Genomic DNA, 18,370 nt, shown 5'->3' on the forward strand with positions numbered 1-18,370 from the left:
CGCGTCGCTGGCGGGGGTTCACGCTACGTGCTCCTGGGGATTCAGTACGACATGGCAGAACGGGCAGGTCAGGTCATCGGACGGTTCGTCGCAGATGCGGCAGGTGGTGCGGGCCGGTGGGAGCTCCCGCGGCCGGGGAAGCGCGACGAACTCGGCGCCGGCGCTGCCGTAGCACTCCTGAGTGCTGACCGCTGGTGGCACGGTCACGGGTCGCGCTCCCTGGAGCTGGGGCGCGGCGGCTGCGGGGTCGGATGCGCCCACCAGCAGGGTCGCCTCCTGTGCCACCTCCAGCGGGGTGCTGGAGACCCGGGCCTGGTCACCGAACGTGACCACGAATCCCGGGCTGCCGGGCAGCATCGAGCGCAGGTGCTGCCAGATCCCGGGGGAGGGCCGGTCCAGTTTGCCCACCCGCGTCAGGCACACGCCGGACAGCAGGTCATCGAGGTGGGCATCGACCCACCGGAGCACGTCGGCAGCGGACGCGCAGGTCCCGACCGCCTGCCGGCCGAGGGCGGCGAGCGCGAGAACACTCACGGGAGCGACGCGCATCGCAAAGCGGGTGGCGGGATTGGCGCCAGCCGCGACGGTCATCGCCAGTCGCCCGGCCCGGGCGTCCTGGGGGCGGGTGAGAACGACGACGCTCTCGGCCCGGTGTCGGCCGACGTGGCCGGCAAGTTCGGTCGCACCCGGTCGCAGGATCCAGACCGGGCCCGACGGGTCGGGCCAGCCCACGACGTCGGCTTCGGCGGCGCGACTGAGTACGACTACCATCACGGGCACGAGAAATCCCCTCAAAACTTCGCCGACTCGCGGCAGCGTGCCCCTTGCTCGGGGCAGGACGTCTTCATCTTGTCTGCTGACGACGACCAGGAGGAGACGAGAATTGTCGGGAGTTTCCGCGAATCGAGGGGGAAGTGAACCACGGTGAGGCGAACGGTTGACCGGCGCGGATACACCGATTCGTCGCGTCGGCACCTGGTCGGGGTGGCCGCATCGGCGGTCATGGCCGTGCTGGCGCTGATCCTGCTGGGCATCGGTGCGGTGGCCTGGTCGATGCCCCAACCCAACCCGGTGAAGCTCTCCGCCGGCGCCACGACCCCGCTCGGGCAGACGCCCTGGTTCGACTCGGGGTCGACGGTCTTCGCAGCGATCGACCCCACAGAACGGACCACCCCGGGAGACTGGGACTGCCGGTTGCAGACGGCCGGCTCGGCCGCACGGACCCTGGGCGGCACGCCCAATCCGGACCTGGTCGGCACCCGGGTGGTCGACGACCAGAGCCTGTTCCCGGTCGTGACCATCGGAACCAGCGGCGCGGGTGACACCATCTCCTGCTCCGGGCCTCGGGCCGACACCGGCGTCGCCATGTGGGTGCTACCGACCGACGCCGGCTTACCTCGGGTGGCGCTGTCACTCGTTGTCGCGGGAATCGCGCTGCTCGGTGCCGCCGCCCTCGTGCATCCGCGCGCTCGCGGTCTCACACGGTTCGGACGGTGAGAGTGTCCGAACCGATCCATAGGTCTCATGCTGTCGGCTGGGAACGTGATGGGCATGGGCCCGGGGGCCGTCGGCAACCGGGCCCCAGGACCTACTACCGACCCGGCATTTCCCCCGGGATCGCCCGCGGGAGAAGGAATCTCGCCGTGGACGGTCACGCGTGACCGGGGTGGACCCGGCCGCCCCGGCCGCATCGCCCGGGGCGGTCGTGATGGTGGCGCGGAGGTATCGCTGGCCGATCCTCGCCGGAGCAGCCGTGGTGGCGCTGTGTGCGGTCGGTTTCTGGATCGCCACCCTCACCAGTGGTCTCACCTTCCACGGGACCGGGCCCACCGGAGCGCCCGTGACGATCACCGGATCGGCGCCCGGGCCGGCCAAGCTGATCGTGTTCACCGACCGCCCGCAGGTGACCGGGGAGTGCACGACGAGCGGCAGCTATTTCTGGTTCTTCGATCACTTGGAGGGGACCGGCGCCACCTCCGCGTCCCTAGAGCACGACGGGCGGACCTGGTATGAGGCAGGTGTGCTGGAGGACGGATGGGCGGCGGGGCACACGGTGAGTTGCCCGGCGGCCGATGGCACCGCTGTCCTGCTCGCCGTCGACGGCGCTGCGACCTGGCGCCCGTACGCCCTGGGTCTGACCGGCGGCGGCTTCGTGCTGGCTGTCGGGGCGGCGATCTTCGTGCTGATCGGGCGGCCCGTCAGGTCTTGATGACCAGCGTGCGCATGATTCGCTCGATGCCCGATGTTGCGAAGTCTGCGACCGGAGCCTTACCCACGACGTTGACGATCAGCTTCGGGGAGACCTGGGCGAACAACTGCTCGACGCGGTACGCATCGCTGGTGCCCTGTGGTGTCTCGGTCCAGCTCACCAGGACGGCGTATTGGGTGTCCGGCCACTTCACCATCGACCGCTTGACGTCCTTGGCTTGACCCAGCGACGACTTGGTGGTCGCGAGGACCTCGGACTGGGCCACCGCATCCGAGGACGGGTCGTTGTCGATCACCACCGCCACACCGATCGGCCGGGCCGGGTCGCGGCCGGGTTCACGGGCAGCGACGCCGGGCACCCCGCCTGTCGTCGTGGCGGGCACGACGTTGTCCTGCCAGGACGCCGGCACCTGGATCTGGAAGCCCTTGCCGGCCAGGGTGCGGAAGTTCAGCGGTGCGGTAGCCAGCGGCGAGAACGATGCCGGGGGTGGGTCGGTCGGCGTCAGGCTCGTGGCTGCGTCGGGAATGGCGTTCTCCTGGCTCGACTGCGAACACCCGGTCATGGCTGAGGCGGTGACCACAAGGGCCGCCGCGGTGGCGAGCAGTTGCGATCTCATCGCAGCAACTCTCTCACGTCGGCCGGCACGGGAACCGCCTCGCGCCGGCGGCCCTGCACCCACACGACCACTGCGGTCGCCAGGAGCCAGATCGCCAGGTCGAGCGCCATCGTGGGTAGCCCAGCGGGCAGGAAGGCGGCACCGGCCAGCGCCTGTCCGGTCCACGACAAAGGGTTGAGGAGGTAACCGGCCGTCGCCGAGCTGAGCCAGAACGCCCAGCCGTAACCGGGCCACCGCCGCGCGTAGAACGCCACGATGCTGAGCACCGCGAACAATTCCAGGATGGTCCGCAATGTGATGCCGAGGCCGACCTCGCCCTGGACCGCCGCGTAGGCGATCGCCATGACCGCGAAAGTGCCGCAGACCACGCCCAGGGTGAGGGCGAGCCCGATCCACCGAAGGGTGCGCTGGGCAGAGGTATCCATGCCGAGGATGCTGCCGGACCTGCGGGTCCGGCGCCCGGGCCCGCAGGCCCCGATCGGTCAGGTCCGTGGGCCCATGCCCGCTAGCCCCGCCGTGCACCACAGTGGGGCGCGGAAAGGGGTGCCATGACCTTCACGAGGCTGCGACGGGTCGACCGCGACAAGGGTGCGGCGAGCCTGGAAACGGTCGGCATGATCGTCCTCGCGGCCCTGCTGGTCGGCGCCATCGTCCTGGCCATGATGCAGAACAACGCGATCGGCCGCGCGGTGTCGAACGCGGTCTGCAAGATCCTGACGCTGGGCAACGGTACGTGCGACGCCGGTAGATCGACCGCGCCGGATCCGCACCTACCGACCGAGCCCTGCTCCACGGCCGCGGAGGGGTATGAAGTCTCAGGGGAGGTGGCCGCGGGCATCAGTGGCGGCTCCAACAGCAAGGTTCAGATCGAGACCCTGAGCAACGGTCAGTACGCCGTGACCGTGACCAAGGGCGGGTCGGTCGGTGCCGAAGCGGGCGTGGGCTGGGACGCCAGCGTGAGCGTGAACGGCTCCGGCTACGGCTGGGACATCGGTGCCGACGCGGCGGCCCGGATCCAAGGAGGCGTCGAGACCACCTACATCGTCAACACCAAGGAGCAGGCTTTCCAGATCCGGAACTGGAACATCTACCAGGACGCCAAAAACGCTTTGGTCGCAAGCAATCCGGCCACCAGCATCGTGGCAGGTCTGCCGTTCGTCGGTGGGGCGGTGGACAAGATCGCGGAGCAGCTCGGTGGCCTGCAGGAGCCGCCGGCGCCCGACTCCACCATGGTGTACGGCGGTGTCAGCGCGGACGCGTCGGCCCACGACACCCTGGGCGTCGGTCAGTTCAAGGGCAGTGCGTCCATCGACGCGGTCATCGGGGTGCGGACCAACTCCGATGGGTCGTACGTCGTGATCGGCCGCGCGTCGGCCGGCGCCGTCGCCTCGGCATCGGCGATGTGGAAGAACGCCTCGTTCGACCCGAACGCCGGTGCGCTGGTCGAGGCGTCCTACGACAAGACCGGCACGATGACTTCGGTGAAGTTCACCGGTACCACCGGGCTCACCAGGCAGGACAGCACCGTCGAATCGTGGAACCTGCCGATCTCATCGGAAGCCGACCGGCAGGCGGCCAATGATCTGGTCTACAACGTGAACCCGGTGACGTGGAAGGCGTTCTTCGACGCGTCCGGCGGCCACGGCCAGGTGACGAAACTGACCTACCACGACGCTGGGTCCGACGTGGGGGTGAAGGTTGGCGGCAAGATCCTGGCCGATGTCGGTATCACCGGCAACCTGAAGCTGCCGCGCGCCAGCGTCAGCAGCGCGCAGTACTGGGATGGCCATCGCTTCGTGAACTGGGCCACCTGCCGCTGACCCGGGGCGCGCGGTCGCTAGAGCGCGGCCAGCTGGGAGCCGACCAGCAACCGCCGACTGGCGAACCAACCGGCGGGCGCTTCGAGCACGCTGACCGCACCCGGCACCGGCCGCAGCGGGCCCCGCCACGGGGGCAATCGGCGTACGGCAAGAACCCGGTCGTCCGCCGCGACGAAGGCGACGTCGAGCGCGTACGTCATCCCCCAGCTGTGCACGCTGCGACAGGGCCTCAGCCACACCGCACCGCTGCTCCCGGCGGTGGCCAGCAAACCCCGCTGGCGCTGCCAGAAGCCGGGTGAGCAGCCGAACCTCTCCGATCGCGCGACCGTCGACCACGAGAGTACGGCGGGTGCTCACCGGGCGAGCGCTCAATGCAGGGCACCCACGAGCGGGAGTGCCAGCACCAACAACGCGCCCAGGATCATGTGCGGCCCGAAGGAGATGGCCGTCTTGCGTCCGGCCCCGGCGAAGACAATGAGAATCAGACCCAGAACGGCGCCGGAGACGAAGCCGGCGAAGACTCCCAGTACGGCCTGTGCGACGCCGTTGAAGCCCAGCATCAGCCCGAGGGTGGGGGAGAGTTTGACGTCCCCGAGACCGAAGCCCTGGCCACCGGCGACGAGCGCGATGAGCAGGTAGAACGCGGCAACGCCCGCCGCGCAGCAGAGGGCTACCAGGAGCGAATGCCATTGAGCGCGAACGATACTCACGACCAGCACACCGGCCAGGGCGGCGACGAACGTGGGGCCGGTCCACCGGTCGGGCAGTCGATGCACATCCAGGTCGATGGCCGCCAGCACGATGAGCGGAACGGTCAACGCGGCGTACACCACTCCCTGCACGACGCCGCCGACATGGGTCTGGGCGGCGCCGACCAGACCCGCGGCGACGGCGGCCGCGGCCGGCACCCACCTGAAGGACATGGTGCGCACCTCGGCCTCATCCTCATAGCGATGCCCGAGGGTCGCCAGGCGGGGAGCAAGCAGGAGTCCAGCGACCAGGCCGCCGATGAGCCCCACGACACCTACGCCCGCGATCTCCAGGCTCATCAGCCCGCTCCGGGTCGGGTGCTGGTCGTCATGTCATCTCCTCGGCTGGTGACGACCAGTTATACCGGCAGCGCCCGGCGCCGTATGCGCCAGCCGCCGAACCGGGCTCCCCGGGAATTCGGTGCGAATACAGCGGAGGTTTTTCAAGAAACACCAGCGTCTATCCAGACAAACGTGAGGCGCTTCACTATTTTGACGGAATGGCCGATTTTGAGAAGTCCCTGCAAGACCTGGACGTGGATGCCTTCTGGACCGAGGGCTACGCGATCCTGCCGGATGTCTACACCGAGGAAGAAGTCGCGCAGATGCGCGACGAAGTCATGGCGAACGCGACCGTCGGCGGGGAGCTGACCGCGGGTCCGCTGAAGCACGTGCTCACCGACGGCAAGATGGCAGCGGTGGCCAAGAAACTGCTCGACACCGACGACGTGATCTACGGCGGGGGCAGCTCGGCGACGATCAACGGCAAGATCCGGGTCTGGCACAAGGACAACACGGACCGCCTGGATGAGAAGGCACCCGACTGGGACGACCGGTACACCCAGTTGCGCTTCGGGATCTACCTGCAGGACCACACCGAGCACAGCGGCGGGTTGAACCTCAAACCGGGCGCCCATGACATCTGCGACCTGAGCAGCGGAAAGACCACCTACGTGCGCAGTCGGCCCACGGACCTGCTCGTGTGGAGTATGCGGATGACCCACTCGGGTGCCGGCACCCTGCTGAAGGATCCGGACCGGCCGGATCCGGAGCCGAAGGAGTGGGACTCCTTCAGCGAGGAGGAAGTTGCGCCGCTGCACGAGAACCGGCTGGCGGTCTTCGCGCACATCGGGGCCAACGACAAGCACGCGCGCCGCTACCTGGACTACCTGCGGCACCGCACCTACATCGCGAACATGTGGCGCAACCATCCCTTCACCCCGGAGACCATCGCCGAGTTGGAAGCGGCCGGGCTGACGGTCCGGAACATGCCCGCGGAGGTCATAGACGACCCGCGAGCCGGTGGCTGGAAGGAATGGCAGCCCTACTGGTACCCGGGCAAGGCCGATCCCGAGCCGCAGATCGTCTACCGCGAGAAGGTCGTCGAGGTTCCCGCCGCGGCGCCTGCTGCCGCGAAACCGGCTGCCTCCCAAGCGTTTGTGCCGCGGTACTCCCGGGCCGTCAAACGTCGCCTGAGCGGTGTGACCGAGGGTGCGGTCAACGGTTGGCACGGTGCCGCGCCCAAGGGCGCCCGGGTCGGGTGAACCGCGCCTCAGTGATGCTGGGGCGGTGACGGCGGGTTCGGGTTGGGCTCGACGAGGTAGGGGAACTCCTGGGTTGCCCGCCTGGTCGGGCCGTCCACGTGGTCGCTGATGCGCGGGCCCTTCGCGCCGTTCATCAGGTAGGTGTAAAGGGTGTCCATGCAGTCGTCGTTCAGGGATCGCCCGCCGCAGGTCTGGTGCGGCTCGCCGGCGACGACGGCTCGCTCGATCTCCAGGAATGTGTCCTGCGCGAACGGCTTGCCGTAGTCGACGATTAAATAGTCGGCCAGCAACAGCTCGGTGAGCGGGTGGGTCCCGTCCTGCGCCAGCGGCCACTCGGTGCTGCCGTCGATGCCGTCCCAGAACGCCAGGTTGGCGTTGAGTCGCGCGCGGTAGGCGCCAAGGTAGTCCGGGCCCAGGTTGAAGGCGTCCTCGGCGTTGAACAGGTCACGGATCTCCAGGTCCCGGTTGACCGTGTCATAGGTCTTCATTCCCAGTACGGCGTTCTCCAGTTCGGGGCGACCGAACCTTTCCCAGCGGATGGGGATCTTGCCGTTGATCACGGTCTCAGCCACGACGGCTACCAGCGTCTGCTCACCCAGCAGGCTGGCCAGGTCGAGCTCGACGACGACGCTGAAGACGTTCTTGCCGTCGGACAAGATGGCGCCGGGGTTCTTGAACGACAGCTTGCCGGTGGTGATCGTCTCCTGCAGCGCGAGGGCGTCGCTGAAGAACGGGTCCCAGCGTGGGCCGGCGAAGACCCGCAGTCCATCCCCCTCGCCGACCTGGTTGACGACGAAATCGACTGTGGCGCCGGTGGATACAGCAAGATGGCCCTGTTGTTTGTCGCCCGTTGGTGGATCGAACGTGGCGTCGATCGTGATCTGCGTGTCATCGGCACCCGGCGTGAAGAACGCCGGCGTCGACGGGTCTGTCGTGAGAGGACGGATGCGGAACCGGTAGATCAAGGCCTCGGACAGGAAGCCGTTCGGATCGGCGTACGGGACGGTGTTGACCACCAGGGCCAGGTGCCCCGGTTGCCCGGGCGCCGGGAACGCGTATGCGTCGGTGATGTCGGCGATCGGTAGCTGATGAGCGCGCGGACCGGAGTTGTGATGCGACACGGGTGCTCCCTACGTCGGGGTAGAGGACGACGCTGTCCTGGGGACCGCCCGAGCCTCGCACGGCGGGCTGCCGCATGTCCCTCCGCAAGGAGGTTGAGTTCGGGCGCCGGCTATCCCGTGAAGTTGAAGTGGTAGGACTCTCCAGCGGTGCCGTAGGCGTACGGCTGGGTGAAGCCGTACTTGCCGCCATTGGCGCGTAACCAGTTGGAACCCGCTCCGCCCCAATCGAATTCGGTGGTGTGGCCCTCCCATTCCTGGAAGTCGACGGCCAGACCGACGCCGTGGTTCGAGACGCCAGGTGCGTTGGCGTACTTCGGACCGAGCGTTTTGTACCAGTACTGCTGCTCGCTGTAGGTGCGGTAGGCAAGGTCGATGCTCGCGTAGTGGCCGAACGTGGTCTTGTACGCAGCTTGGAGCGCATCGAGGGCGCGCACCGCGTCGCAGTTGAGGTAGCGCTGGGTGGTTGCCGTGTAGCCGGGGTCGAACGGTTGCGGCGAGTTGTACGCCGTGTTCACCCGGCACAGTGCCCAGGCGGGCAGGTTGCCGTTCACCGACGTCAGATTCGCCGACAAGGTCTGGAGCGTGCCGCGATTGATGTAGCCACCGATGCCGTTGATCCTGATCCAGTCAGCGTTGATGACCTTGCCGGTGACCGCCGTGCCGCTGGGCACGGTGCGGCCCACCGAGTAGATGTATCCGGGCGCGCTGTGCACGCTCGCCGGGATGCCTCCGGTGAGTGCCACCCAGCCGGTCACAGTGCTCCCGACAGCTGCGGTCGGCGCCGGTCGGGCGACCGCGAGGTAGGCAGCGGAGGTGTATCGCCCGGCGTACTGGCCGGAACTGATCTTCAGCCAACCGCCGTTCACGACACCGAGCACGAAGGACCCGCCGGTCAGCGAACCGACGCGGGCGTACGCCGAACCCGGACCCGTGCGCACATTCAACGTCGACACGGAGGAGACCACGCGCATGCTGACCACAGTGGTGCTGACGGCTGAGGGGGTGGCCGCCACGGCAGGGGGAGCGGCGGTGCCGAGGGCGATGGCGGACGCCGCAACCCCGATGGCCAGTCGAGGGCGCCGGGTGGGTCCGTGGATACCTGGTGCGAGCCTGCTCATCTCATCTCCCCTGGAACCGACCTGCTGCCCTCCCGAATTCGCCAGTTTGGCACGCCCGATCCCCGCTGACCAGGTTCGTTGGGACCATGTCGCCGGTCGGCAGCCTTCGCTTGCTGAGAGCCGTCGCCATGCACCCGATCCTGGTAGCTCCCTGTAGCTGGTATGGCAGATCCCGGTGAAATCGTGCGGTCCTGCGGCGCCCGCGATACCACCGTCCTACGTTCGTTATGTCCACTCATCGCGGACACGGCTACACAAAGCCTCCCCCAGCAGCGCGGCTGTCCTCCGACAGTCCTCGCAGGGTGGTCGTGCCCGACATACGGAAGGCAACGAAATGACCACTTCAGAAGACTCGGCAGTGACCGGGGACAGCTTCTCCCAACAGGTCGATGCCGGTCTGGAGACTCGGCAGTGACCGGGGACAGCTTCTCCCAACAGGTCGATGCCGGTCTGGACGACCTGCGCGACTACATCAACTACGTCCTCGACTCCTACTCATCCGCCGAGCAGGAGAACCACGAACAAGTGCAGGCACGGATCGCCGAGGCGGCAGGTGACACCGAGCAGAAGGCAGACGAACTGAAGGCCAAGGTTGACGCCGGGTCCTCGGAGGCAAGCGCCCACCTGCATGAGTTCAGCAGCACCCTGGCGGACAAGAAGGCCGAATTCGAGGCCAAGGTCGCCGAACGCGGCCGTCAGCATGACGCCCGGCAGGCCCAACGGGCGGCCGACATCTCGCAGGCCTACGCCGAGGATGCGGTGGTGTTCGCCCGGGTCGCCATTCAGAATGCCTGGGTCGCGATCCTCGATGCTCTTGACGCCAAGCTGTACGTGCGGGAGCTTGCCGACCAGACCACGGCCGGTGCTCACGATGCCTAGGCACGGTTCGGACGCAGACCGGGCCATCGCCATCCTGGCTGTCACCGCCGCCACCGCAGCGTCGGTGGCCGGAGTTCTGGCGCTGAAGCGAAAGGCTCAGCCGATTCACGAAACTGCTGACGGCATAGAGGCTGCCCTCAATGCGCTGGATCCGGCCGCGCGAGCCGCTGTGATCGCCCGGCTGGCGATCCACGAAAAGGACCGGATCGCGGCGCAGCGCGCCTGAGTCCGGCGCCGACCCGCGCACGTGGCGCGGGTCGGAACGCGCGCATCGGCGTACGTGCTACCGCTTGCTCGTCAGGGTCAGGACAGCGGCGAGAGCGGCAACGACGGCCACCCCGGCGCCCCACCACAGACCCGCCGACATCCCGCTGGTGAAGGCGGACTGTGCCTGCGTCGCGATCGGTCGGCCCATGTGCATCGCCACGGCGATGGACGATCGCGCCTGCTCCGCGGCAGGGGTCGGCACGCCGGGCAGACTCAGATTGCTGCGATAGGCAGAGTCGAGGATGCTGCCCAGGACGGCAATGCCCAGGGCCGCGCCGAGTTCGCGCGAAAGATCGTTCATGGCGGAGGCGACGCCCTGCTTGGCCGTAGGCAGCGACGCGGTGATCGCGTTGGTCGCCGGCGTCATGGCCAGACCCATTCCGAGTCCGAGCAGCAGCAGGCCGGCAAGGACGAGCCAGTAACTGCTCTGCGGGCCCAACTGGGCCAGCACCGCGAACCCGGCGGCGATCAGCACCAGGCCGGCCGCGATCGTCGTACCCGTGCCCATCCGCTCGGCGGCCGCAGGGGCCAGGACGCGGGCGGCCGGCATCATCAGGACGGCCAGCGGCACGATGCCCAGGGCGGTGGTCAGGGCGCTGTAGCCGAGCACAAACTGCAGGTACTGCACCATCATGAAAACGAAACCGAAGAACCCGAAGAACTGCGCTGTGATGCTCAAGGTGCCGGCCGAGAAGCCGCGCAGCCGGAAGAGCCGAGGGTTCAGGAGCGGGTCGCGGCGGCGCAACTCCCAGCCGAGGAAGCCCAGCAGGACGACTACTCCGAGGCCGATTCCTACGAGGGTCGCGGCACTGCTCCAACCGTTGGTCGGCGCTTCGATGATCGAGTAGACCAGGATGGCCAGTCCGGCAACCGAGAGCAGTGCTCCGACCAGATCTAGTTTCGGGGCGTTGGGGTCGGCAGATTCCGGGATGAACCGCAAGGTGCCGATCAGGGCGATGAGCCCCATCGTCAGGTTGAAGACGAAGATGGACCGCCAACTCCATTGCTGCAGAAGCAGTCCCGCGGCCAGCAGGCCCAGGATGGCGCTGGCGCCGGATACCCCGGCCCAGGTGCCGACCGCCCGTACCCGGCGCTCCGGGGGAAAGGTGCTGGTGATCGTTGACAGGGTCGCTGGCATGACGAGTGCGGCTCCGGCGCCGAGGATGGCCTGTACGGCGATCAGCTGGCCCGGCGAGTTGACGAAGAGTGCCGAGATCGAGGCACCGATGAAGATCACGAGGCCGGCGATGAGGGCGCGACGCCGCCCGTAGCGGTCACCGATCGCTCCGGAGAGCAGGAGGAGCGCCGCGAACGACAGGGCGTAGGCGTCCACGATCCAGGAGATCTGGGTTGCGTCGGCGCCGAGCTCCCGGGCGATCGAGGGCGCGGCCAGGTTCAAGGACGAAATCGCGGAGACGACCGCCGCGAGCGCGATGACGATGACGGGCAGGACGCTTCGCCGGTAGGGAGTGGTTGGTGTGGTGACGGCTTCGGACAGGTCGGTCATGGCGGCTCCTGGTGGGTATCGACGGGCTCTTCCGTTGACCGTTGCACTGGCCGTGGATAAATTTCTAGGATGATGAATTACTTATCCGCGACTCCCCGTGGTCGGCTCTCGCTAGCAGCGGCCGGGCGATGAATTCGCCGGCGCGGGGCAGGCGTCGGGGCAAGCCAGGCACCAGGCAGGCAGTCCTGGATGTCGCCCGGCGGCAGTTCCTGGCGAACGGCTATCCCGCGACCACGATGCGGTCGATCGCCGCCGAGGCGGGCGTGGATGTTGCTCTCCTCAGTTACTACTTCGGCTCCAAATCCGGCCTGTTCAGCGCGGCGCTCGCCCTCGAGGTGAACCCCCCGCTACTGCTGCACAAAGCGATCGACGGTGACCTGGCCACCCTTCCCGAGCGGGTGATCCAGGTGCTGATCTCCACCTGGGACGATCCGGAGTCGGGCGGGCCACTGCGGGTGATGCTGACTGCAGCCACCCAGGATCCGGAGGTCGCCCGGCTGGTCAAGGAAGTCGTGCAGACGGAGATGGTCCGGCAGTTGGCCGAGCGGTTCGGCGGCGTCGGTGCCACCGCGCGTGCGACGGCCTTCGGTTCACAGGTGGCCGGGCTTCTGCTGACCCGGTACTGGTTGCAGCTGGAGCCGATCGCCTCGATGACGGTGCGTGAGTTGGTGCCGTGGGTCGCCCCGGGGTTGCATGCCGCGATGGCCGGTCCCCGGCGCCGGGTTTTGTGACGGGGACGGCGGTAATTCATCAGCCTGGTAATTCGTTCGCTGCTGCGGTGATGGTGGAGGCGTGACCATCACAGGAGGTAGTGCCATGAAGATCAAAGTCAACGAGGACCGCAACCCGAGTTTCCCGTTCGACCAGCTCATCGCGGTATTCGACACGGAGGAACAAGCCCGCGCCGCTGCCGATCAGCTGGCTGGCCAATTTCCGGATATCGAAGATGTTGACATGCTGTCTGGCCCGGAAGGAGTCCGGATCTTTGACGCCACCGGTAACGCCCACGGCTCACGGGCGCACTTGGTCCGGGGTCTGCAGCATGCGGGGTCGGGCGTGAACGAGCTCTATCTGGTCGACGAGGCGTTGCGGGGTGGCCGGGTCATGCTGCGTGTGCCGTGCAAGCCGTCCGACGCGATCGCGATAGCTGATGTCGCAACCGCTCACGGTGGAGAGATGATCGCCTGGTTCGGCCGGCACAGCATGATCAACATCCCGAGCGCTTAGGTGCGGCTGATAGTCGCCCAATGGTTCCCCCGCACGCCTGAGCAGTGAAGCACTGAGTCGTAAGCGTGACCGTTGATGTCGGTGCCGCTCTGTGACCAGTTCTCCCTATTGATCAGGTCATGGATCAGTCGCTTGGGCTTGGCCACGTCCTGAAGGCGGTTCTGCACCTCGCGGAAGGTCGTGCCCAGCGTGCGGGAGGTTGGGCGGCCGGTACGAAGGTCGTTCCAATGGACGCATTGCTATAGGTCTTCGAAGAAGTCTTCGTCCAGTCGATAGAGCGTTACCGTTTGGTCCGCCTGCACCCCGACCCCGTACGCGACGAGCAACTCCGCGAGGCGCCGACCGTCAATGAGTTCGATCCGGGCGTTGATTCGCTCTGCTTCCTGAATCGCACCGGAGGAGAAGCGTGACGTGGTGATGAATACGCCTCGGTCGCCCTGCTTGCCGAGCAGTGCACCCGCGAATTCGTGGATCCGTGGCCGTTCGATGGTCCGGTCCTCGGCGTACCGCTTCGCCTGCACGTAGATGCGGTCGAGTCCGAGCGGATCCTGGCTGATGATGCCGTCGACTCCTGCGTCGCCGGAGGCGCTGGTCCGTTCGACGGATCCTGCTCTGCCATACCCCATCCGCTCTAGCAGGCGGATCACCAGATCTTCGAATCCGGTAGGGGAGAGGGCAAGGGCAGCATGAAGTACCTCGCCTTCCACCGCGGCGCGATTGGTCGAAACTGCTTGCTCGATAAGGTCGTTCGGTGTCGCGGTGCTGGTCACCGGCTCCTCGGTAGATACCACCGTCGCGCTCTTATCCCGTGTCCGTTCGCGGAAGTCCAAGTACGCCGGGTAGGACTCCAGCGTTTTCATGTCGATTCGCGTCGGATTGTTAGTGAGCGCCGTGCGGCCGTCGTCGGTGATGGTCACGCGGCCGCGATTGGGGCGCTCGACAAGACCGGCCTGCGATAAGTAGGTAAGTGCCCAGCCGACCCGATTGTCGAAAGTCCGCTGGCGACCGCTTGGTAATAGCTGAGCCTTCTCGGTGTCGGAGAGAGCGAACTCGTCCGCCATCGCGTCCTTGACGTCGCGCGACCGACGGATCGCATCGTCGCCCAGGTACGCAAGGACCGGGCGCATGAGGGTTTGGAAATCGGGGATCACTAAGCCAACTTCTCTATTGGTCGATTGTCCGAACGCCGACGAGTGGGCTTCCCGCTGAACCCTGCGGCCAGTACATCCCGCCGGAGCGCCGCCACTCGAGCAGGTGTTGTGGCAAGCGCCCGGGCGCGCGCCTTCGCAGGCAAACCGGTGACGTCATCGTCGGCAGACATGGTGCTGGTCAGTCTAGGGATGGTGCAAAGTGCGTGACATGTCGAAGGCTGGCTGTCCGGTCAAACAACTGGCACGCCTTTGCGTTTCAAATGCGCCCGTGGAACGGGATTGTCGGGTTTCGAGCCCGACCCAGCAATACCGTGCCAATCGCGGAGTTGGTTAGCGATCTGGTGCCTGTTGTCCGGAATCAGCGAGCGGGGATCGCCGGTCTCTGACTGGAACAACGACTGGCTTGCTACGGGCTGTTTGCCAAAGTGCCCCCGGCATGATTCGAACATGCGACACCCGCTTTAGGAGAGCGGTGCTCTATCCCCTGAGCTACGAGGGCGGGGAGCGCAAGGCGACCACTCGCCGTACGCGCCACCAAGGGTAACCGCAGCACCGAGCGGGACCCGAGCGCAGGTTGTGCCGCAAACGGGGGCTGTGAGCGGGCGTCGAGGCCCCGAAAGTGACACACACTGCGGAAACGCATCGCGCCACCGCGAGAATGACCGCATGATCCTGACCTTCGATGACCACCAGCCCGTGATCGACGAGACCGCCTGGGTGGCGAGCAACGCCACCGTCGTCGGCAACGTCACCCTGCATGCAGCTGTCGGCATCTTCTACGGCGCGGTGCTGCGCGCGGACATGGACAGCATCGAGATCGGCGAGGGCAGCAACATCCAGGACAACTGCGCCCTGCACGTCGACCCGAGCCACTCCCTCACGATCGGCCGCAACGTCAGCGTCGGGCACAACGCCACCCTGCACGGCTGCACCATCGAGGACGACGTGCTGATCGGGATGGGCGCGACCGTCCTCAACGGCGCCGTCATCGGAGCCGGCAGCATGGTCGCCGCCGGTGCGCTGGTCACCCAGGGCATCGTCGTACCGCCCGGATCCCTGGTCGCCGGGGTGCCCGGCAAGGTACGCCGCGAACTCACCGACGAGGAGAAAGCCGGGATCCTCTTGAACGCCGAGGTCTACCGCGACCTCACCCGCAAGCACGCAGCGATCGGCTAACCCCTGGACGTACGCCGAGCCGCGGCTTCCTGCGCCAACTTGCCTTCCGCGGTGAGCGGGGTGAGGTCCTCCGGGACCGCATCCCCGGTGCGCAGGTCGATCTGTTCACTGATGTAGCGCCAGATGACGGCAGCGGTCGCGGCCAGGGGCACCGCCAGGAACGCGCCGATGATCCCGAACGTGTCACCACCGGCCGCGATCGCCAACAACACGATGGCCGGGTGCAACCGCATCGACCGCGACTGCAGCAGCGGCTGCAGCACGTGACCCTCGATCTGCTGCACGGCGATGATGATGATCAGCGCGATGATCGCCGCGGTCAGCCCCTTGGTGACCAGGGCGACCAGGACGGCCAGGGTCCCGGCGACGAACGCACCGACGATCGGGATGAAGCCACCGAAGAAGGTCAGCACCACCAGGGGCCCGACCAGGGGCACGCCCAGCAGGATCAGACCGATACCGATGAAGGTCGAGTCGACCGCGCTCACGATCGCCTGGGTGCGGATGAACCCGCCGAGGGTGCCGTAGATCCGAGTCAGCACCTCGGTGAAGTGCGCCCCGGCGCCCCGACCGAAGGTCTGGCGGGCCCAGGGCAGGAAGCGGTAGCCGTCCTTGACGAAGAAGAAGGTCAGGATCAGCGCCACGACCAACGTGATCAGCACGGACCCGGCAGTTGCGACGCCGCTGAAGACGCCGCTGGCGATCTGCTCCCCGCTGGACTGCAGTCGCTGGGTGATGGCATTGACCGCATCGTCGATCTGGTCGGGGCGCACGTTCAGCGGCGGGCCCTGCAGCCAGTTGCGGATCTGGTTGACGCCCTTGATGGCGTTGGCACTCAGCTGCGGGGCCTGGTCGACGACCGACGGTGCGAGCGCCGCGAAGATACCGATGATCAGCGCCAATCCGCCGACCAGCGCGGTCACCGCCGACCAGGTCACCGAGAAGCCGTGCTTGCGCAGCCAGCGAGTGGGCGGCCACAGCAAGGTGGAGGCGATCAGCGCCAACAGCACCGGCAGCACCGCACTCCAGAACCGGCCGATGACCTCCAGGATCATCCAGGTCGCGATCAGGATGATGATCAGCCGAAGACCCCAACTGGCCAGCCACCGCACGCCGTCGCCGATGATCTGCGCCCGGTCGACACCCTCGTTCGTGGTCCGCTCGATGGCTTGATCAGCCCGGGGAGCCGGGTCCTGCTCGGCCAACGGATCGGGGTCAGGTTCGGAGCGCTGTACCGTGTGCACGCCTTTCGTCGGCAGCCGCATCGACGTCTCCTGTCTGAATCGGGCTCACGAGTTGTGAGCAACGACACACTACGAAGCGGTAACCTACGTCAGTCATGGGACGCCATTCCTCCTCGTCCGCCATGAGCAGCGGCCGGTGGCCGAAGCGCGTAGCGATCGCCGGCGGCACCTGCGTCGCGCTCGGTCTTGGCGTCGTCGGTGCTTCCAGCGTGCTCAAGGGTAACGAGCCAGCGATAGCGACCTGTGCCAGTAGTACGACTGTGCGTGTCGCCGCTCCCGCTGCGATCGCGACGACCGTGGACGACCTGACCCGTAGCGCGGAGGCCGGCTCGTGCATCGACTACCAGGTGAGCACGGTGTCGTCGTACGACCAGGACCAGCAACTCACCTCCGGTGCCCCGGGACCGGACGTCTGGATCTCGGACAGCTCGCTGTGGACGCAGGACGTGAGTACGGCGCTGGGCAGCTCTGCGCCGAGCCCCGGGCCGACGATCGCCACCAGTCCGGTCGTGGTGGCGGTGCCCCATTCGCTGAAGACCCAGCGGTGGGCCACCGGAACGCCGACGTGGAGCGCGCTGCTCGCCATGGACGTTCCGTTGACGGTGCTGAACCCGCAAGCCTCCACCCCGACGATCATGGCCCTCGCCGACGCCAACACCCAGATCAGGACCGACAACGACCGGACCACCTACTTCCTGGCCATGTTGCGACTGACCCGTAGCGCCCTGCCGCGCGCCGAGTTGATGACCCACGCCGCCGAGGGCTCGCGAACGGCCCGCGCCTTCGTCGCCAGCGAGCAGGAGATTGTTGCGTACAACAGTGACCACGAAACCGCGCCGTTGAGTGCGGTCGCGCCCGCGTCGGGCGCGGCGCAGCTGACCTATCAGGTGCTCTACCCCCATCGGTCCACGCCGCTACCCGACAAGGCCAGGGACCTGCTGGAGAAGACGCTGACCTCCAGCGATGCCAAGTCGGCGTTCTGCCAGGCCGGTTTCCGGGTGCCGGACAGCAACCCGCCGGCCGGTAGTCCGGTCGCCGCAGACGTCGTGCTGAGCAAGGCGCCCAGCGACCGGATCCGCACCAGCACCCTGACGTCCTGGAACGATCTCGGGCGCGACGACCGCATGCTGGTGGCGGTCGACGCCTCCGGATCCATGGGTGACCCCGTTGACGCCAACGGCACGAGCCGCATGTCGCTGTTCCAAGGAGTAGCCCGACTCGCGCTCGCGGCACTTCCGCAGACCGGGCAGATGGGTGCCCTGGCGTTCAGCACCGCATTGCCCGGCGGGTACAAGTGGTTCTCCGATGGGGTGCGGCCGCTGCCGGTGGTCAAGGGCCAACTGCTCAAGGCCGTGGGGGACGCGATGAGCTACGTCCAGCAGCACGGTGACACACCGCTGTACGACGCCACGTGGGCGGCCTACGACTACATGACCAAGTCCTACGACCCCAAGTACGTCAACGCGGTGGTCGTCCTCACGGACGGTAAGAACGACAACCCGGACGGCACGCTCGATCTCAGCACCCTCCTGGGCAGGCTGAAGGCCGCGTACAACAAGGACAAGCCGGTCAAGATCGTCACCATCTCGTTGTCCCGCGAGACCGACCCGGACGCCCTCAAGTCCATCAGCGCTGCGACCGGTGGACTCTTCTACCAGGTCGACAAGCCGGAGCAGATCACCGGCGTGTTCATCGACGCCTTCCTGCATAGAGGAACTCCTCTGCCGGCGGGATAGCCTGTC

The 18,370-nt window shown here is 67.2% G+C and carries 19 protein-coding genes, 1 tRNA gene and 1 pseudogene; 10 read left to right on the forward strand and 11 right to left on the reverse strand.

The window, feature by feature from the left end; genetic code table 11:
- Positions 1-18: 18 nt before the first annotated feature.
- Entirely contained in the window at positions 19-780 is a 762-nt protein-coding gene (locus AZH51_RS03720; protein ID WP_291521487.1) for a hypothetical protein, read from the reverse strand.
- 144 nt (positions 781-924) lie between these two features.
- Between AZH51_RS03720 and AZH51_RS03725 the strand changes: the two genes are divergently transcribed.
- Positions 925-1,497: a hypothetical protein gene (locus AZH51_RS03725; RefSeq protein ID WP_291521489.1), complete on the forward strand. Its 573-nt coding sequence runs from the start codon at positions 925-927 to the stop codon at positions 1,495-1,497.
- A 160-nt stretch (positions 1,498-1,657) separates the two neighbouring features.
- On the forward strand, positions 1,658-2,209 hold the full coding sequence (locus AZH51_RS03730; protein WP_291521491.1) for a hypothetical protein: 552 nt from the start codon (positions 1,658-1,660) through the stop codon (positions 2,207-2,209).
- Here AZH51_RS03730 and AZH51_RS03735 read toward each other — a convergent pair.
- Together AZH51_RS03735 and AZH51_RS03740 are read right to left on the reverse strand one after the other, a co-directional pair.
- Positions 2,199-2,825 (reverse strand): hypothetical protein, encoded by a 627-nt coding sequence (locus AZH51_RS03735; protein WP_291521493.1) that lies wholly within the window; start codon positions 2,823-2,825, stop codon positions 2,199-2,201. The two genes, AZH51_RS03730 and AZH51_RS03735, sit on opposite strands and share 11 nt — an antisense overlap.
- Positions 2,822-3,250: a hypothetical protein gene (locus AZH51_RS03740; RefSeq protein ID WP_291521495.1), complete on the reverse strand. Its 429-nt coding sequence runs from the start codon at positions 3,248-3,250 to the stop codon at positions 2,822-2,824. The genes AZH51_RS03735 and AZH51_RS03740 overlap by 4 nt, the downstream gene beginning before the upstream one ends.
- 123 nt (positions 3,251-3,373) lie before the next feature.
- Between AZH51_RS03740 and AZH51_RS03745 the strand changes: the two genes are divergently transcribed.
- On the forward strand, positions 3,374-4,645 hold the full coding sequence (locus AZH51_RS03745) for a hypothetical protein (protein ID WP_291521497.1): 1,272 nt from the start codon (positions 3,374-3,376) through the stop codon (positions 4,643-4,645).
- Between the two features lie 17 nt (positions 4,646-4,662).
- Here the strand turns inward: AZH51_RS03745 and AZH51_RS03750 are convergent.
- Together AZH51_RS03750 and AZH51_RS03755 are read right to left on the reverse strand one after the other, a co-directional pair.
- A pseudogene (locus tag AZH51_RS03750) lies at positions 4,663-4,923 on the reverse strand (DUF192 domain-containing protein); the annotation flags it as partial.
- A gap of 90 nt (positions 4,924-5,013) precedes the next feature.
- Positions 5,014-5,694 carry an A24 family peptidase gene (locus AZH51_RS03755; RefSeq protein WP_291521499.1) on the reverse strand — a complete coding sequence of 227 codons (681 nt, stop codon included), beginning with the start codon at positions 5,692-5,694 and terminating at the stop codon, positions 5,014-5,016.
- Between the two features lie 200 nt (positions 5,695-5,894).
- On the opposite strand from AZH51_RS03755, the gene AZH51_RS03760 reads away from it, so the two are divergent.
- Positions 5,895-6,938 (forward strand): hypothetical protein, encoded by a 1,044-nt coding sequence (locus AZH51_RS03760; protein WP_291521501.1) that lies wholly within the window; start codon positions 5,895-5,897, stop codon positions 6,936-6,938.
- 8 nt (positions 6,939-6,946) lie between these two features.
- Here AZH51_RS03760 and AZH51_RS03765 read toward each other — a convergent pair whose 3' ends face one another.
- Positions 6,947-8,059, reverse strand: a complete 1,113-nt coding sequence (locus AZH51_RS03765; RefSeq protein ID WP_291521503.1) for a DUF4331 family protein — start codon at positions 8,057-8,059, stop codon at positions 6,947-6,949.
- Positions 8,060-8,169: 110 nt separating this feature from the next.
- A complete protein-coding gene (locus AZH51_RS03770; RefSeq protein ID WP_291521505.1) occupies positions 8,170-9,177 on the reverse strand; it encodes a D-alanyl-D-alanine carboxypeptidase family protein in 1,008 nt (335 codons plus the stop codon).
- Positions 9,178-9,588: 411 nt separating this feature from the next.
- Between AZH51_RS03770 and AZH51_RS03775 the strand changes: the two genes are divergently transcribed.
- Together AZH51_RS03775 and AZH51_RS03780 are read left to right on the forward strand one after the other, a co-directional pair.
- Positions 9,589-10,056 (forward strand): hypothetical protein, encoded by a 468-nt coding sequence (locus AZH51_RS03775; protein ID WP_291521507.1) that lies wholly within the window; start codon positions 9,589-9,591, stop codon positions 10,054-10,056.
- On the forward strand, positions 10,049-10,282 hold the full coding sequence (locus tag AZH51_RS03780; RefSeq protein ID WP_291521509.1) for a hypothetical protein: 234 nt from the start codon (positions 10,049-10,051) through the stop codon (positions 10,280-10,282). The genes AZH51_RS03775 and AZH51_RS03780 overlap by 8 nt, the downstream gene beginning before the upstream one ends.
- A gap of 57 nt (positions 10,283-10,339) precedes the next feature.
- On the opposite strand, the gene AZH51_RS03785 is transcribed toward AZH51_RS03780, so the two are convergent.
- The gene (locus AZH51_RS03785) at positions 10,340-11,830 is read right to left on the reverse strand and encodes an MFS transporter (protein WP_291521511.1); all 1,491 of its coding nucleotides are present in this window, start codon (positions 11,828-11,830) and stop codon (positions 10,340-10,342) included.
- A 128-nt stretch (positions 11,831-11,958) separates the two neighbouring features.
- Here AZH51_RS03785 and AZH51_RS03790 point away from each other — a divergent pair, with 128 nt between their 5' ends.
- Both AZH51_RS03790 and AZH51_RS03795 read left to right on the forward strand, forming a co-directional pair.
- Positions 11,959-12,561: a TetR/AcrR family transcriptional regulator gene (locus tag AZH51_RS03790; RefSeq protein ID WP_291521513.1), complete on the forward strand. Its 603-nt coding sequence runs from the start codon at positions 11,959-11,961 to the stop codon at positions 12,559-12,561.
- Between the two features lie 61 nt (positions 12,562-12,622).
- Positions 12,623-13,057, forward strand: coding sequence for a hypothetical protein (locus tag AZH51_RS03795; RefSeq protein WP_291521515.1), 435 nt, complete (start codon positions 12,623-12,625; stop codon positions 13,055-13,057).
- A gap of 239 nt (positions 13,058-13,296) precedes the next feature.
- Here AZH51_RS03795 and AZH51_RS03800 read toward each other — a convergent pair whose 3' ends face one another.
- Positions 13,297-14,208, reverse strand: a complete 912-nt coding sequence (locus AZH51_RS03800; RefSeq protein ID WP_291521516.1) for a restriction endonuclease — start codon at positions 14,206-14,208, stop codon at positions 13,297-13,299.
- A gap of 426 nt (positions 14,209-14,634) precedes the next feature.
- A tRNA-Arg gene (locus tag AZH51_RS03805) sits at positions 14,635-14,707 on the reverse strand.
- A gap of 167 nt (positions 14,708-14,874) precedes the next feature.
- On the opposite strand from AZH51_RS03805, the gene AZH51_RS03810 reads away from it, so the two are divergent.
- Positions 14,875-15,384, forward strand: coding sequence for a gamma carbonic anhydrase family protein (locus AZH51_RS03810; RefSeq protein ID WP_291521518.1), 510 nt, complete (start codon positions 14,875-14,877; stop codon positions 15,382-15,384).
- Here AZH51_RS03810 and AZH51_RS03815 read toward each other — a convergent pair.
- Positions 15,381-16,649, reverse strand: a complete 1,269-nt coding sequence (locus tag AZH51_RS03815; protein WP_291521519.1) for an AI-2E family transporter — start codon at positions 16,647-16,649, stop codon at positions 15,381-15,383. The genes AZH51_RS03810 and AZH51_RS03815 overlap by 4 nt on opposite strands.
- Positions 16,650-16,723: 74 nt before the next feature.
- Between AZH51_RS03815 and AZH51_RS03820 the strand changes: the two genes are divergently transcribed.
- The gene (locus tag AZH51_RS03820) at positions 16,724-18,364 is read left to right on the forward strand and encodes a substrate-binding and VWA domain-containing protein (protein WP_291521522.1); all 1,641 of its coding nucleotides are present in this window, start codon (positions 16,724-16,726) and stop codon (positions 18,362-18,364) included.
- The last annotated feature ends 6 nt before the right edge of the window (positions 18,365-18,370 follow it).

Origin of the sequence: Branchiibius sp. NY16-3462-2 (genome assembly GCF_001594145.1) — a bacterium.
Taxonomy (GTDB): domain Bacteria; phylum Actinomycetota; class Actinomycetes; order Actinomycetales; family Dermatophilaceae; genus Branchiibius.

Excerpts from the sequence above, each read along its gene's own strand:
- AZH51_RS03745 (WP_291521497.1), top strand. The coding sequence starts at position 3,374 with ATGACCTTCACGAGGCTGCGACGGGTCGACCGCGACAAGGGTGCGGCG.
- AZH51_RS03740 (WP_291521495.1), bottom strand. The coding sequence starts at position 3,250 with ATGGATACCTCTGCCCAGCGCACCCTTCGGTGGATCGGGCTCGCCCTC.
- AZH51_RS03785 (WP_291521511.1), bottom strand. The coding sequence starts at position 11,830 with ATGACCGACCTGTCCGAAGCCGTCACCACACCAACCACTCCCTACCGG.
- AZH51_RS03820 (WP_291521522.1), top strand. The coding sequence starts at position 16,724 with ATGGGACGCCATTCCTCCTCGTCCGCCATGAGCAGCGGCCGGTGGCCG.
- AZH51_RS03735 (WP_291521493.1), bottom strand. The coding sequence starts at position 2,825 with ATGAGATCGCAACTGCTCGCCACCGCGGCGGCCCTTGTGGTCACCGCC.
- AZH51_RS03755 (WP_291521499.1), bottom strand. The coding sequence starts at position 5,694 with ATGAGCCTGGAGATCGCGGGCGTAGGTGTCGTGGGGCTCATCGGCGGC.
- AZH51_RS03780 (WP_291521509.1), top strand. The coding sequence starts at position 10,049 with ATGCCTAGGCACGGTTCGGACGCAGACCGGGCCATCGCCATCCTGGCT.
- AZH51_RS03815 (WP_291521519.1), bottom strand. The coding sequence starts at position 16,649 with ATGCGGCTGCCGACGAAAGGCGTGCACACGGTACAGCGCTCCGAACCT.
- AZH51_RS03790 (WP_291521513.1), top strand. The coding sequence starts at position 11,959 with ATGAATTCGCCGGCGCGGGGCAGGCGTCGGGGCAAGCCAGGCACCAGG.
- AZH51_RS03760 (WP_291521501.1), top strand. The coding sequence starts at position 5,895 with ATGGCCGATTTTGAGAAGTCCCTGCAAGACCTGGACGTGGATGCCTTC.
- AZH51_RS03770 (WP_291521505.1), bottom strand. The coding sequence starts at position 9,177 with ATGAGCAGGCTCGCACCAGGTATCCACGGACCCACCCGGCGCCCTCGA.
- AZH51_RS03810 (WP_291521518.1), top strand. The coding sequence starts at position 14,875 with ATGATCCTGACCTTCGATGACCACCAGCCCGTGATCGACGAGACCGCC.